Here is a 14,856-nt window from a genome sequence, read left to right as displayed (position 1 = left end):
CGCGCCTGAACGCGCGCGCGGCTGAGGCTTAGTACGTGTAGAAGCCCTCGCCTGACTTGCGGCCTAGCTTGCCGGCCTCCACGTAGGAGCGCAGCAGGGTGCGCGGCCCCTCGGGCAGGTGGGGGTTCTCGGCGGCGTAGTGCTCCTCGATGTCGAGGACCACGTCGAGGCCCACCTGGTCCATCGCCGCGAACGGGCCCGTGTGCATGCCCATGTTCGCCTTCATGATGGCGTCGACGTCCTCGGGAGTGCTCACTCCCTGCGCCACCACGTCGAGGCTCTCGCGCTTGATCGCGGCCCAGATGCGGTTAAAGATGAAGCCGGTGCTCTCGCGGTGCGCGATGAACGGCAGCAGGCCGTAGCCCCGCAGTTGGTCGTCGAGGAACGGAAGGATGGCCTCGTCGGTGTGTCCGTCCGACATCAGCTCGACGGCCATCGAGGCGGGCGGCATAGCGAAGTGCATGTTGATGACGCGCTCGACGTGTGAGACCTCGTCGATCACCAGGCGCGAGGCGTACGACGACGAGTTGGTGGCGAGGATCGCTTCGGCGTCTGCGAGACGGTCGAGCTCACCGAAAAGCGGGGTCTTGATGTCGAGGCGCTCGGGCACTGCCTCGATGACGAGCCACGCTCCGGGCACGGACGAGGCAGCGTCCTCGTACGCGGTCACCTCACCCAGGGCCTGTCCCTCGCGGCCGATGCTCGCGGCGAGGCCCGGGGCCGCCTCACCCACGTAGGCCACGGCGGCGTCGCGCTGCTGGGCGACCGAGTCCACGATGCGGACGGGCGAGCCTCCGCTCGCGAACACTGCCGCGATGCGGCGGCCGAGCGTGCCCGCGCCGATCACGGTGACGGGACGGCCGACGATGTCGGTGGGGAGCGAGTAGGTCATGGGGACGCCTCCTGTCGTTTGCCTCGCCTGCGAGGCTTCGATACATTCTGTATTCAATACATTATGCATCTGACGACACGGAGGTCGGTCATGTCCCAGGACACGGGCGCCAAGCGCGGACGCGCGCAGACCACCGCGCGGCTCCTCGACGCCGCGGAGGACCTCCTCGCGGTACGCGGCACCGACCTCGGCATCGACGACGTCTGCCAGCGCGCGGGCTTCACCCGCGGCGCCTTCTACTCCAACTTCTCATCGATGACGGACCTCCTGTTCGCCGTCTACGAGCGGCGCACCGAGGCGCTGCTCGGCCGCCTCGCCGCCGCGGACCCCGAGCTCCCGTCTGAGGCCACCCTTGGCGGCCTCGTCGACTACGTGCTCGACCTCATCCCCGCGGAGCCCGACTGGTACGCCCTTCGCGCCTCGTTCGCGCGCCAGCAGCACCTTCACGCCGACAGCACGCAGTCGCTGCGCGACCATGGCGAGGAACTGCGCGAGGGCCTCGAGCCCCTCGTCCTCGCCATCGTCGCCGCAGCGGGACGCCGCCTGACCCTCGACGCCGCCGCCGCGGTCCGCGCTCTCATCGCCGCGAACGTCGGCGCGGTCCTGCAGGCGCCGCTGGTCGAGGATCCCGACACGCTGCGCCGCGACACCATCCTTGCCACCCTGAGCGGCCTCACGATCCCCGTGGCCGCGCACGACGGCGATCCCGCGTCCGCCTGACCCAGGCGTCCGCGCACCACCCCTCGCATCACCCCGGAGAGAGACACATGTCACGTATCGCGATCATCGGCGCGGGAGTCATCGGACTCTCGTGGGCCGACCTTTTCACCACCCACGGCGACGATGTCGCCGTCTTCGACGTCAACCCCGACGCGATCCCCCGCGACCGCGGCTACCGCGTCGCCACCACGATCGCGGATGCCGTCGACGGCGCCGACCTGGTGCAGGAGAACGGGCCCGAGCGCCTCGACATCAAGCGTCAGTTGCTGGCCGACATCGCCACCGCAGCTCACGGCGAGACCATCATCGCGAGCTCGACGTCGAGCCTGCTCCCCTCGCTCCTCGCCGAGGGCAACGCGCGTGCCGACCAGATCCTGGTGGGCCACCCCTACAACCCGCCGGAGCTCATGCCGCTAGTGGAGGTCGTTCCCGCGCCGTCCACCCGCCCCGAGCTCGTCGCGCGGGCCGTGGAGATGTACCGCGCGGTGGGCAAGAACCCGGTCGCGCTGGCCAAGGAGGTGCCCGGCTTCGTCGGCAACCGCGTCCAGAAGGCAGTCCTCGACGAGGCGCTGTGGCTTATCCAGCAGGGCGTCGTCGACGCCCAGGGCTTCGACCAGGTGGTGCAAGGCTCGCTCGGCCTGCGCTGGGCGTCCACCGGCGTACTCGAGGCCGGCCACCTCGGTGGCGGTCCCGGTGGGCTCGGACACATCCTCAAGCACGTGGGCGCCGCCCTCAACGCCTTCGACCTTCACACCCCGTCCCGGGAGGACGACGACATGCGTCGCGTGGTCGAGGGCGTCGAGCGCGCCTACGGCACCGCTGACACCTACGCCGAGCGCGTCGCGCGTCGCGACAGGATCACGACGGCGGTCGCCAGCGCCGTGTCGCGCGAGAACGAGGTGCCCGACCTCTACGCCCTCGACATCGCTCGCGGCGCGGTGCACCGCATCGACGTCACCACCGGCGAGTCGACCGCCCTCGCCGAGGGGATCGCCGAGGCGCCGGACGGCATCGTCGTGGACGGAGACCGCCTAGTCGTCTCGATGATGGGCGCACCCGACGCCGCTGCCGGCGACCTGGTGCCGGGCAACGAGCCCCCGTTCACCACCCGCAACGGCTCCCTCCAGACCCTTCCCCTCGCCGGCGGCACCCCCACGGTGCTGGTGGAGCGCGGCGCCTTCACGACCGGCAAGCAGGTCACCCAGGACCCCGCCACGGGGCGCCTGTACTGGACCGACCGCGAGGGTCGCGGCGTCTACCGCGCCGAGCGCGATGGCTCCGGCGTCACCGCCCTGGTTCTCACGGCCGGCCACGGCCCGAGCGAGGCCGAGGAGCACTGTGTCGGCATCGCCGTCGACCCCGGGCGGGGACACCTCTACTGGACCCAGAAGGGTGCATCGAAGGCCGGCCAGGGTCGCATCTTCCGTGCGGCGCTCGACCTCCCCGCCGGCAAGGACCCCGCCACGCGCACCGACGTCGAGACGCTGTGGTCCGACCTTCCCGAACCCATCGACCTGCACGTCGACGCCGCCCACGGCTTCCTGTACTGGACCGACCGCGGCGCGGGCGAGCGCGGCAACTCCCTGAACCGCGCACCGCTGCCCGCCCCGAGCGAGGCAGGCGTCGCCTCGACGGTCCTCGCGACCGGCTTTACCGAGGCCATCGGACTCGCCCTGGACGAGCGCCACGGCGTGGCGTACGTCGGCGACCTCGGCGGCACCATCCGCGCCATCACCCTCGCGACCGGCGAGGACCGGGTCGTCACGACCCTGGCCGGGTCCGCCACCGGTCTGGCGCTCGGCTGGCGCCGCGACGCCGCCCTGTAGCGCGCGCCCATGATGAAGGGGCGTGGGTCGGTGACCCACGCCCCTTCGCATCGGCCACACGAGATGGCGGACGCGAGGCCGATGCCCGCCACGGTAGGCGCATGCCGCGCCCCGCGATAGGGCCCAGTCGCATACCCGACATCTGAGGGTTTCTGAGTGCCGCGCGGCACTATGGACGCCGGGGCTGCGGCGAGAGGCGCCGCGCTCATCGGCGACAATAGACGCGTGGCAGGCAGGGTGACGCGGACGGGGTGGAGCGTCGAGCAGCAGCCGGGCCGCCTCCTGGTGCACGCCGCCGGACGCACCCTCACGCTCGAAGGTGACGAGGCGCAGCGCCTGCGGGTATCGCGATGGTTCCTGCGCCGCTCGCTCGTCGTCGACGGCCCCGTGCCGTGGCGGCTCGTGGGGGTGCGCAGGGCCGATGCCGTGGTGATCCGCCGTGCGGTCTCCCGGGCATCGGCACGCGGGCTCCTTGTGCCCCACCTCGACGCCGCCTCTCTTGCCCGCGATCGGCTGGACCGCCTCATCGCCACGCGCGAGCGGGAGCAACGCTGGATCGCCTACGACGACGTGGTCGCGTGCCTGCGCGGCATGCCGACCCACGCGGAGGCGCTCGCCGAACTCGACGAGCGGCAACTCGCCGAGCTCGGCGCGAGCCTCGACGAGGCGCAGCGGGGCCTTCTGGAATTCCTGTCGACCGACCACCTTGCCCGCGTCAGCGCCGCGAATCAGCCGATCCTCCAGGCCGAACTCCGTTCGCGCGCGCGCCTCCTGTCCACGGTCGAGTCCTCGCCGCTCACCCCTGAGCAGTCGCGCGCGGTGCTCACCTATGACAGCCGTGTGCGGGTCATCGCGGCGGCGGGCTCGGGCAAGACCGCGGTGATGGTGGCGCGCGCCGCGTACGCGATCGACCGTGGCTTCGCCGCGCCCGACAGGATCGTGATGCTCGCGTTCAACGCGGATGCCGCCCGCGAGCTCGATGCGCGCGTGCGGCACCGCCTCACCCGCGCGGGCCTCGACCCCGAGGGGATCAGGGTCAGTACCTTCCACGCCTTCGGCCTCGACGTGATCGAGCGCGCCACCGGGACGCGTCCTCCGCTCGCGTCCTGGGTGGCGGACGGCACGGAGACCGAGCACATCGCGGGGATCCTCGCGGACCTCGTGGCCGACGGGGTCCCCCTGCCCGAGCCGGAGACGGTGAGCCCCGATCGGCTTCCGGCGCTCCTGCATCGCCTCATGGGACACGTCAAAGCGGGCAACCTCACCCGGGCGGAGTTGCGCTCCCGGCTCGCGGGACGTCGTGACGAGGACGCCACCCGGACGCGCCGCCTGCTGGACCTGTACTGGAAGGTGCACGACCGGTGGGACCAGGACCTCGCCGAGGCGGGCGCCGTCGACTACGACGCGATGCTGTCCGAGGCCGCGCGCCACCTCGAGCGCAAGCGCACGCTCCTGCCGGTCGACCTCGTCATGGTCGACGAGTTCCAGGACACGAGCCCCGCGCGGGCGCGACTGGTGAAGGCGCTCGCCGACAGGGACGGCACCCACCTGCTGGTGGTCGGCGACGACTGGCAGGCCATCAACGGCTTCGCCGGGGCCGATGCCTCCCTCCTGACCGACTTCGCCTCCTGGTGCGGGCCGGCGCTCACGCGACGCCTCGAGACCACCTTCCGCACCACCCAGACCATCGCGGACGTCGCGGGACGCTTCGTGGCCCGCAACCCCGCGCAGATCACCAAGGCGGTTCACGCCGCTGCCGGGCCGGGCGGCGCACCCGTGACCGTCGTGACCGTGACGAGGCGACGAGACCTCACGGCCGCCCTCAGGGACCGCCTCGCAGGGCTTGCCGAGGCATCGGACGGCGCCACCGTCGACGTCCTGGGCCGCTACCGCTCCGACGAGGCGCTCCTCCCCCGCGACACGCCCATGGGAATCGACGTCACCTTCCGCACCATGCACGGGTCGAAGGGGCTGGAAGCCGACCACGTTATCGTCCCCGCGATGACGCGCGGCAGGGATGGGTTCCCCTCGTCGCGCGCCGATGATCCCCTCCTCGCCCTCGCGACAGCGAGCGAGGACGACTTCCCGGATGCGGAGGAGCGCAGGCTCCTGTACGTGGCGCTCACGCGGGCGCGCGTGTCCGTGACCATCCTCACCGTCGAGGGCGAGGAGTCGCCCTTCGTGGAGGAGCTCGTCGCCGACCCCGCCGTCGTCACGGAGGGCCCTCTCCGCATCGGCGATGGCGAGCGCGTCGCAGGCGCGGGGCGCTAAGAGTCGAGGCGCGAGACGGCCGTGGCCCAGGCCTCGGGGCCGGTCGCCAGGTACTCAAACAGGCACCGTCCGTCCGTCGCGGAGTGGAGCGCGTCCAGCAGCGCAAAGGGGGCATCGGCTGTCACGACGATGATCGTGTCGCCGGGCACGAGCCGCGCCACCTCGGCCAGCGCGACCTGGCGTGCCGCCTGCGGGTCGAGGCCGGTGAGGTCGAGGTGCGCGAGCGGCCGCGGACGCGCCAGCGCCGCTCCACCCGGCATGTGGCCCAGCGCGATCAGGTCGATCTCGTCGATGAGCGTGTGTCCGCCGTCGCGCATGGTCAGCCTCCCGGGAAAGAATGAAGACGGGTGGCGCCTGTGTCCCCGGAGCGCCACCCGTCTGCCCACCAGGCTAGGCGCCGTGTCGGCGGTCGCGGCGGGACGTACGTCCCGGGCTTGGCGACAGTCACGGCCGCTCGCCACGCCGGCGGGGATCGTCGCGTTTGCGCGCCACGCCTGCAAACGTTTACATTGGTGGGCAAGCCGCGGGCCTGACCCGACCGGCCCCGTCCCGTGGCACGCCTTCGCGCGCCGCCCGCATGATTCGTTCCGAGAGGACCCCGATGAGCACCGCAGCTCCCGCCGAATGGTGGCGTACCGCCGTCATTTACCAGATCTACCCCCGTTCCTTCTCGGATGCCTCGGGCGACGGCATCGGCGACCTCGCCGGCATCACCTCGCGCCTGAACGACCTCGCCGCGCTCGGCGTCGACGCCATCTGGCTGTCGCCGTTCTACACCTCGCCGCAGAAGGACGCCGGCTACGACGTCGCCGACTTCACCGACGTGGACCCCCTCTTCGGCACCCTCGCCGACTTCGACGAGATGGTGGCGCGCGCCCACGAGCTGGGCCTCAGGGTCATCGTCGACATCGTCCCCAACCACTCCTCCGACCAGCACGCATGGTTCAAGGCCGCGCTCGCCGCGGGCGAGGGCTCCCCCGAGCGCGCCCGCTACGTGTTCCGCGATGGCCGCGGCGAGGCCGGCGAGCTGCCGCCCAACAACTGGCACTCAGTGTTCGGCGGCCCCGCCTGGACGCGCTCGGTCAACGCCGACGGCACCCCCGGCCAGTGGTTCCTTCACCTGTTCGACTCGACGCAGCCCGACTTCGACTGGACCAACCCCGAGGTGCTCGAGGAGTTTGACCGCGTCCTGCGTTTCTGGCTGGACCGCGGCGCCGACGGCTTCCGCGTCGACGTGGCACACGGCCTCATCAAGGCCGACGGCCTTCCCGACTTCACCTTCGACGACGACGCCAACTCGATGGGCGGCACCGAGGGCCCGCAGTCGCCATACTTCGGCCTCGAGGGCGTCCACGACATTTGGCGCCGCTGGCGCCGCGTCGTCGACGAGTACGAGGGTGACCGCGTCCTCGCCGCCGAGGCCTGGGTGCTGCCGCTGTCGAAGATGGCCAAGTGGGTCCGCTCGGACGAGATGCACCAGGCCTTCAACTTCGCCTACCTCGAGACCGACTGGAAGGCCGCGGACCTGCGCGGCGTCATCGACGAGTCGCTCGAGGAGTTTGGCAAGGTCGGTGCCCCCTCGACCTGGGTGCTGTCGAACCACGACGTGGTGCGCCACGCGAGTCGTCTCGCGCTGAGCGCCGAGAACCCGCAGGGCCACGGCATCGGCCCCAAGTCTCTCGGCCTTCCCGACCCCGTGCTCGGCCTGCGCCGCGGCCGCGCGGCGTCAGCGCTCATGCTGTCGCTTCCCGGCTCCGCGTACGTCTACCAGGGCGAGGAGCTCGGCCTTCCCGAGGCCATCGACATCCCCGACGAGGCGCGCCAGGACCCCACCTGGTTCCGCACCGAGGGTGAGCGCTACGGCCGTGACGGCTGCCGCGTGCCGCTGCCGTGGAGCGCCGATGCCCCCGCCTACGGGTTCAACACCACGGGCGACACCTGGCTGCCCCAGCCCGCCGAGTGGGCCGGCCTCGCGCGCGACGTGCAGCTGGACGACCCGTCGTCGACTCTCAACCTCTACGGCAGGGCGCTGCGGCTGCGCCGCGAGCTGGGCCTGGCCGAGGGCGAGGTCGAGTGGATCGACGGAGTGCCCGAGGGTGCTCTCGCGTTCCGTACCGGCGGCATCGAGGTGTGGGCGGCTGTCGACCCCGGCGTCGAGGTGCCGCTTCCCGACGGAGAGGTCTTGCTGGCCTCCGCCCCGGTGACCGATACCATTCCTGCGGACACCACGGTCTGGCTGCGGCGCTAACAGGCGTCCCGGGAGACCGTTCGCGAAGGGATACGTCGATGGCGAAGATTCAGAAGGTCGCTGAACTCGCTGGCGTGTCCACCGCGACGGTCTCCCGTGCGCTTGCCGGCAAGTCGTCGGTCTCCCCCGCCACCAAGGCGAGGGTCGAGGCCGCCGCGAAGGAGCTGGGGTACGTCGTCTCCGCCTCGGCGTCATCGCTCGCCTCCGGCCGCACCCGCAACGTAGGCGTGGTGCTCCCCTACCTCGACAGCTGGTTCTTCATGGCCGTCCTCAAGGGCGCCCAGCGGACCCTTGCCGATGCGGGCTACGACGTCACCCTGTACCACCTGGCCCCCGCCGACGGGCTGGAGATCGACTCCGAGAGCGCGCAGCGCCGCTCGCGCCTGTTCGACGAGTTCCTCCGCCGCCAGCGCGTCGACGCCCTCATCGCGGTCAACCTCGAGCTCGACGATCACGAGCGCACCGCGCTGGGCGACCTGTCGCGCCCCGTCGTGGGCCTGGGCGGACCGCTGCCCGGCCTGCACACGCTGAGCCTGGACGACATGGGCGTCGCGCGCCTGGCCACGGACCACCTGCTGGCCCTGGGACACCGGCACATCGCGCACATCACTGGCGACCCCGACTTCGAGCGCGACTTCCAGATGCCCGCCACGCGACGGGCGGGCTACGACGCCTCCCTCGCCGCCGCGGGCATCGAGCCCGATCCCCTGCTGGTGCGGCACGCGAACTTCACCATCGAGGGCGGCTACGAGGCCACGCTCCAGCTGCTCGGCGACCCCCGCGTGCACCCCACCGCCATCTTCGCCGCCTCGGACGAGATGGCGATCGGCGCCATGCTCGCGGCGCGCGACCTCGGCCGTTCGGTGCCGGGCGACCTCTCGATCGTGGGCATCGACGGCCACGACCTCGCTGACTTCTTCGGGCTCACCACCATCGACCAGTTCCCCGAGGTCCAGGGCCAGCAGGTGGCCCAACTGGTGGTCGACGAGCTCGCCGGTCAGGGCCAGGACGCCGTCGACGAGGACCTCCCCTACGAACTGGTGGTCCGCCGCTCCACGTCGCGTCTGCGCGAGGCCTGAGCATGCGGGCGCGGCCTCGCATCGTCGTCTGCGGGCCGGCCTCCTGGAATCACCTCATCGAGCTCGACGCTCTGCCGGAGCCGCGTCCCCACATGCGGTTTGCCCGCCACGCCTCGTGGACGGTCGGCGGCACCAGCGCCGGCAAGGCGCTGCACCTCCTCGACCTCGGCGCGGACGTGACGCTCGTGACGCCCCTCGCGAGGGACGACAACGGCAGGCGGCTGCGCACCGCCCTCGTCGACACCGGGCTCGACACCGTGGTCCTCGATGCCGACGTGACCGAGTCCCACACCAACCTGATGACGCCGGAGGGCGGTCGCGTCTCCCTGTACACCGCCGCGCCGGGCCCACCCACCGCCAGCGACATCGCGGCGGCCATCGCCCGCTTCGCCGACGCAGACGCGCTCGTGATCGACATGTCCCCCGTGGGCCTCGCCGTGCTGCCTGCCGCCCGCGCCATCGGCCTGCCCCTGTGGACCGACGTGCACGACTGGGACGGTCGCGAGTCGTATCACCTTCCCTTCGCCCAGGCCGGCTCGACAGTGCTGCTCAACGACGATGGCCCCGGCGACACCCGCGCCATCATGGCCGATGCCGTGGCGGGCCACGCGACGCTCGCCATCCGTACGCTCGGGGCGGACGGCGCCGAGGCCCTCACACGCGACGGCGCCATCACGACGGTGCCGGCCACCGCGTGCGAGGTGGTCGACACCAACGGTGCCGGCGACGCGTTTGCGGCGGGCGCCCTGATGGCACAACTCGCGGGCGAATCGGTACGCGGTCAGTTGACGGCGGGAGCGCACCAGGCGGTGCGTGCGCTCACCAGCCGCCATCTCAGCCCCCTGCTGGGCTGATGCTGACGGCCCCGCGTCAGTCGGGGCGGCGCTCCTCGGCGGGAGGGACCGACGGCGGCTGATCGCCGGGGGCATCGGGCGCGAGCGCCTCCGCGGAGGGCACCTGTGCCAGTTCCGTCGTGTCGGTCACCTCGCCGTCGTGCGCCGCGTCGGCCTCCACGGCCTCGGCCGCCGCCTCGTCGGCGTCGCGACGCTCCCCGAGCGCGGGGACGAACCGCAGCAGCAGCGCCCACACGGCCGCGAGGGCGAGGGCGATGAGCCCGAGCGTTAGCAGCACGTTCGTCACGGGAGAAAGCGCCGTGTCACCGATGACATCCTCGATCAGCGTGCCCAGGCCGCCCTCGCGGCCGCCGGGCATGAAGCTGGCGATCGTGCGCGGGCCCATGGTGCCCAGCACGAAGGCGACCGCGATGCCGAAGATGCCGGCGGCCAGCAGCGCACGCGGGAGGAAGTGGCGCCACCGCGGGGCCAGGGCGATTCCCGCGGCGATGAAGGCGATGCCAATCCACACGAACCAGGTCGAGACCCACGTCATCGCCGAGTAGGCGCTGCGGACGTCCTCGAAGGTCGCGGCGTCGACGATCTCGACGGAGTACTCGGGGAGGTCGAGCGAAGGGATGAACGCCCCGACCACGGGGATCTCGTCGATCGCGTCGTTGACGCGGTCCCCGAGCGCGATGTCGATCGCGAGAGGGCCGGGCTCCCGGTCGGGGTCGGAGATGGCCTCGAGGAGGCGGTCCTGCGCGGCGTTGCCCGCCGTCTTGACCGTGGAAAGGAAGGCGTCCGACTGGAGGAAGGCGACCACCGCATCGTGAATCTGATCGTCGAGCAGGCCCAGCGCGATGTCGCCCACGGTGCTGTCGATCTGCTCGGCGAGGAGGTCCTCGACCTTGTCGGCGACGAGGTTGGCCGTCTCGGGCGCCTCGAGCGTGGTCGTCACGAGCTTCTCGGCCGCGGTGCCGTCCTCGATGCTCCGCACGGCCTGGAGCGACAGCGCCCAGGCCACGATGAGCATCGAGCCCAGCAAGACGAGGAATGCCGAGCCGATGATCCTCAGGAACTTCACGTGTCTCCCCTTGTCGTGTGGTGGCCCCAGGCTAGCGGCGACGTGCCGCGCGGCCGATCAGGATCGCAACACATGCGGCGGCGAGGGCGATCGCCCCCAGCCAGATGGCGCGGCTCGCGATCCGTGGCCCGGCCTCGTCGGTGAGCACGTCGGCCCACAGGGTGCCGAGCGCCCCGTCGGCTCCGCCCGGCAGGAACGCCAGGATCGCGTCGGGCTCGACGAACCGCACCACCAGCCCGAAGCCAAGCGACAGCACCCCCACCGCCAGGAGCGCCTTGCCGACGAACCACCGACGGCGGTGCGAGACCAGGATGCCGGTGACCAGCAACGCGATGCCCGCCCACAGGCCCCACTGGGCGGCGCACTCCATCCATCCGTAGGTGGTGCGCACGTCGTCCATGGTCTCGGCGCCGATGGCCTCGATCTGCACCGGCGGCAGGCTCAGGTCGGGCACCGCGGTGCCCGCCACGGGGAGGTCGTCCACGCGCGCATTGACGACGTCGGACACATCCACGCTCAACACCAGCGGTGCGGAGGCGCGGTCGGCTTCCGTAAGCGCCGCGGAAAACTGCGCCTGCGCGTCGTCGGCAGCGACGACCACCGCGTCCTCGAACGCCGGCGACCGCACGGCGGAGTCCACGATGCCGCGCACGTCGTCCTCGAGACCGAGCCCGCCGAGGCTCACGCCGCGGTCCTCGAGCGCCCCGACGGCGTCGTCCTGGACCTGCGACGAGATCGCGTCGACCACCGAGGGCACGCTGAAGGCCGCGCGCGCGGCGCCCGACAGCGCGGTGCCGTCCTCGACCGTCCGCACGGCCACCGTGGACACGCCCCACGCCACGATGAGGAGCGCTCCCGCGAGGATGCACGCCGCGGAGAACAGCGTGCGCAGGGCCCTCACTGATCGCTCTCCCACCCGAAGAACACCCGCTCGGTGACGGCCCGAGAGCGCCGCGTGACGCGCCCGTAAAGGTCGGACAGCTGCGCGCCCGACAGGCGCAGCGACAGGATCTCCGCGAGCACACCCAGCTCCCGCGAGTCGCCGGGAAGCACGTCCCTGTCGCGGGTACGCCCGCGCAGGGCGATGGCGCCGCGCAGGTCGGTCGCGAGGCGCCACGCCTCGGCGAGCACGGCGGCATCGGCGGCGTCGATCAGTCCCTCCCGCGTCGCGGCATCGAGGCCCTCGAGCGTGCGCGTGGTGCGCAGCGCTGGGTACTCGTGGCCATGCTCCAGCTGAAGGCGCTGGACGGACCACTCGACGTCGCTGAGCCCGCCGGGCCCGAGCTTGAGGTGGCGGCGAGGGTCCACGCCGCGCGGCAACCGCTCCGACTCCATGCGCGCCTTAAGGGTCCGCATCTGGCGCAGCGCCCCGTCGGGCAGCGAGGGCGGGTAGCGCACGCCGTCGATCATGGCGACGAAGGCAGCGGCGAGCTCCTGGTCGCCCGCGCACGGTCGCGCGCGCAGCAGCGCCTGCGCCTCCCACGGGTCGGACCACCTGCCGTAGTACTCGGCGCAGCTCGCGAGCGACCGTGCGAGGGGCCCGTTGCGGCCCTCGGGGCGCAGGTCGGCGTCGATCTCGAGACCGGGCTGGCTGGAGACCGACTGCAGCAGCTTGCGCACGCGCTGGGCGACCTTGACCGCGAGCTTCTGGCCCTCCGGATGGGACCCGTCCCACACGAACTGCACGTCGGCATCGGACGTGTATCCCATCTCGGAGCCGCCGTAGCGACCCATCGCCACCACCAGGAAGCGCACGGGAAGCGCGTCGAGCCCGGCCTCGGCGGCCACCTCGGCAGCGGCGATCCGCAGGGCCCCCTCGATGAGGACGTCGGCACTATCGCTCACCGAGGCCGCGGCCTCGACGGGCGTGATGAGGCCGAGCACGTCGGCAGACGCGACCCGCGCGAGCTCGCGGCGACGCAGTCCACGCAGCGCGGTGATGCACTGCTCGGCGTCGTCGCTGCGGCGCAGGATCGCATCGGCCTCCGCCCACATCCGCTCCTTCGAGCGGGGCGCGAGGTCGGCGTCGTTGTCCAGCCACGGGATGGACTCGGCGGAGGCGAGCAGCGCATCCGTGACGTAGGCGGACGTCGACAGGAGCCGCGCGAGACGCTGCGCGGCGGCAGAGGAGTCGCGCAGGAGCTTGAGGTACCACTGGGCATCGGCGAGCTTCTCCGACAGCGTGCGGAAGGCGAGCAGGCCCGCGTCGGGCTCGGCGCCCTGCGCGAACCAGCCGATCATCGCGGGAAGGAGCTGACGCTGAATGGCAGCGCGGCGTGAGACGCCCTCGGTGAGCGCGGCGATGTGACGCTGCGCTGCCTGCGCGTCGTCGAAGCCGACCGCGGCGAGCCTGGCGCGCGCGGCGGCGTCGTCGAGGCTTGCCTCGTCGGCGCTGAGGGACGCCACCATCGGCAGGATGGGGCGGTAGAACATCTCGAGGTGCATGGCGCGCACGTCGCGGCGGATGTCGTGCCACACCTCGTCCATGTACTCGAGCGTGGCGAAGCCCGAGGCCCGCGCGAGGGCGCGCCTGCCGTCCTCGTCCTCCGGCATGAGGTGCGTGCGCTGCAGCTTGCGCAGCTGGAGGCGATGCTCCCAGACGCGCAACTGGCGGTACGAGCGGTCCATCTTGGCGGCATCGGGCCTGCCGACGTACCCGCCGTCGCGCAGGGCCTTGAGGGCGGTGAGCGTGGTGCGCGAGCGCAGCGACTCGTCGTGGCGGCCGTGCACCAGCTGCAGCAGCTGCACGGTGAACTCGACGTCGCGCAGCCCGCCGGCTCCGAGCTTGATCTGGCGGTCGGCCACCTCGGCAGGCACGTGCTCCTCGACGCGCCTGCGCATTGCCTGCGCGCCCTCCACGAAGCCGTCGCGTTCGACGGCTGTCCACACCATCGGCTGCATCGCCTCGACGTACCGCTCGCCGATCTCGCGGTCCCCGGCGATGGGCCGGGCCTTGAGCAGCGCCTGGAACTCCCAGGACTCCGCCCAGCGTTCGTAATAGGCCTGGTGCGAGGCGAGATTGCGGACCAGCGCGCCGTCCTTGCCCTCGGGCCTGAGGTTGGCGTCGACCTGCCACAGCGGCGGCTCGGCGCCCGGGCGGTCACAGGCGCGCGAGGCGGCAGCGGCGAGACGCGTCGCGGCCTTGAGCGACTGCTCCTCCGTGGCATCCCCCGCCGGCTCCGCGGCGAAGATGACGTCGACGTCGGACACGTAGTTCAGTTCACGGCCGCCGCACTTGCCCATGCCCATGATGGCCAGTCGCGTGTGAGTGTGGGTGGGAAGGTCCGCGCGGGCCACGGCAAGGCCAGCCTCGAGGGCGGCGCCGGCGAGGTCGGCGAGCGCGGCGCCCACCTCGGGGAAGATGGCCGGCGGGGTGGCGTGGAAGAGGTCCTCGGCCGCGACGCGCATGAGCTGGCGACGGTACGCGATCCTCAGCGCCGCAATGCCGGCCTCACCGGTGACCGTGGCGACGGGGGCATCGGACGCGGGATCGGCGCCCACCGCTTCGAGGAGCACAGCGCGTGCGTCGACCGCGGTGAACGACTGTCCCCGCGGCCAGGCCGCGAAGTCGGCGATGTACTCGGGGTGACGGACCAGGAAGTCGCCGAGCGCCAGGGAGCCGCCCAGCACGACTCCGAGCCTTGCCCCCGCCTCGCTGTCGCGCAGCGCCACGAGGTCCGCAAGCAGCCCTGCATCGCGCGCCGCCTCCGCGACCCGGAGCAGCTGCAGCAGGCCCGCGTCGGGGTCTGCCAGGTACGACAGCGCGTTGGCGGGGTCATCCAGCGTGGCGCCGGTGACCGCCTCAATCTGGCCGATGAGGTCGAGGGCGCGCGTGGTGTCCGCCACCCCCGCCCGTCTCAGCAGCGCGGCCGGGGATGCCTCTCGCGAACTCGCCACGGC

Annotated in this window: 11 protein-coding genes; 6 read left to right on the top strand and 5 right to left on the bottom strand. The window is 72.1% G+C overall.

Annotation, left to right across the window (positions count from 1 at the left end; all coding sequences use genetic code 11):
• Window positions 1-28: 28 nt before the first annotated feature.
• Window positions 29-892 carry a 3-hydroxyacyl-CoA dehydrogenase family protein gene (locus tag B7K26_RS06535; protein ID WP_084078115.1) on the bottom strand — a complete coding sequence of 288 codons (864 nt, stop codon included), beginning with the start codon at window positions 890-892 and terminating at the stop codon, window positions 29-31.
• Between the two features lie 90 nt (window positions 893-982).
• Between B7K26_RS06535 and B7K26_RS06530 the strand changes: the two genes are divergently transcribed.
• From B7K26_RS06530 to B7K26_RS06515, 3 genes are all read left to right on the top strand, one after another.
• The gene (locus B7K26_RS06530) at window positions 983-1,612 is read left to right on the top strand and encodes a TetR/AcrR family transcriptional regulator (RefSeq protein WP_159449631.1); all 630 of its coding nucleotides are present in this window, start codon (window positions 983-985) and stop codon (window positions 1,610-1,612) included.
• A gap of 47 nt (window positions 1,613-1,659) precedes the next feature.
• Window positions 1,660-3,438 carry a 3-hydroxyacyl-CoA dehydrogenase NAD-binding domain-containing protein gene (locus tag B7K26_RS13030; protein ID WP_200811006.1) on the top strand — a complete coding sequence of 593 codons (1,779 nt, stop codon included), beginning with the start codon at window positions 1,660-1,662 and terminating at the stop codon, window positions 3,436-3,438.
• A 225-nt stretch (window positions 3,439-3,663) separates the two neighbouring features.
• Window positions 3,664-5,709, top strand: coding sequence for a UvrD-helicase domain-containing protein (locus tag B7K26_RS06515; RefSeq protein ID WP_159449630.1), 2,046 nt, complete (start codon window positions 3,664-3,666; stop codon window positions 5,707-5,709).
• Here the strand turns inward: B7K26_RS06515 and B7K26_RS06510 are convergent.
• A complete protein-coding gene (locus B7K26_RS06510) occupies window positions 5,706-6,026 on the bottom strand; it encodes a DUF2249 domain-containing protein (protein WP_084078112.1) in 321 nt (106 codons plus the stop codon). The two genes, B7K26_RS06515 and B7K26_RS06510, sit on opposite strands and share 4 nt — an antisense overlap.
• Before the next feature lie 284 nt (window positions 6,027-6,310).
• Between B7K26_RS06510 and B7K26_RS06505 the strand changes: the two genes are divergently transcribed.
• From B7K26_RS06505 to B7K26_RS06495, 3 genes are read left to right on the top strand one after another with little or no spacing between them, the layout of a single operon-like run.
• Window positions 6,311-7,957, top strand: coding sequence for a glycoside hydrolase family 13 protein (locus B7K26_RS06505; RefSeq protein WP_084078111.1), 1,647 nt, complete (start codon window positions 6,311-6,313; stop codon window positions 7,955-7,957).
• 38 nt (window positions 7,958-7,995) lie between these two features.
• On the top strand, window positions 7,996-9,036 hold the full coding sequence (locus B7K26_RS06500; RefSeq protein WP_084078110.1) for a LacI family DNA-binding transcriptional regulator: 1,041 nt from the start codon (window positions 7,996-7,998) through the stop codon (window positions 9,034-9,036).
• A 2-nt stretch (window positions 9,037-9,038) separates the two neighbouring features.
• On the top strand, window positions 9,039-9,890 hold the full coding sequence (locus B7K26_RS06495) for a carbohydrate kinase family protein (protein ID WP_084078109.1): 852 nt from the start codon (window positions 9,039-9,041) through the stop codon (window positions 9,888-9,890).
• A 16-nt stretch (window positions 9,891-9,906) separates the two neighbouring features.
• Here the strand turns inward: B7K26_RS06495 and B7K26_RS06490 are convergent, their stop codons facing one another.
• The 3 genes from B7K26_RS06490 to B7K26_RS06480 are packed head-to-tail and all read right to left on the bottom strand — an operon-like array spanning window position 9,907 to window position 14,853.
• Complete coding sequence (locus B7K26_RS06490) at window positions 9,907-10,956, bottom strand: hypothetical protein (protein ID WP_084078108.1); 1,050 nt, start codon at window positions 10,954-10,956, stop codon at window positions 9,907-9,909.
• Between the two features lie 31 nt (window positions 10,957-10,987).
• Window positions 10,988-11,857: a hypothetical protein gene (locus B7K26_RS06485; protein WP_084078107.1), complete on the bottom strand. Its 870-nt coding sequence runs from the start codon at window positions 11,855-11,857 to the stop codon at window positions 10,988-10,990.
• Window positions 11,854-14,853: a bifunctional [glutamine synthetase] adenylyltransferase/[glutamine synthetase]-adenylyl-L-tyrosine phosphorylase gene (locus B7K26_RS06480; protein ID WP_084078106.1), complete on the bottom strand. Its 3,000-nt coding sequence runs from the start codon at window positions 14,851-14,853 to the stop codon at window positions 11,854-11,856. The genes B7K26_RS06485 and B7K26_RS06480 overlap by 4 nt, the downstream gene beginning before the upstream one ends.
• Window positions 14,854-14,856 lie beyond the last annotated feature (3 nt).

The sequence above is a fragment of the Demequina sp. NBRC 110057 genome (assembly GCF_002090175.1).
Lineage (GTDB): Bacteria > Actinomycetota > Actinomycetes > Actinomycetales > Demequinaceae > Demequina.
The sequence above is the reverse complement of the archived record's forward strand: the minus strand, read 5'-3'. Positions and strand labels throughout refer to the sequence as shown.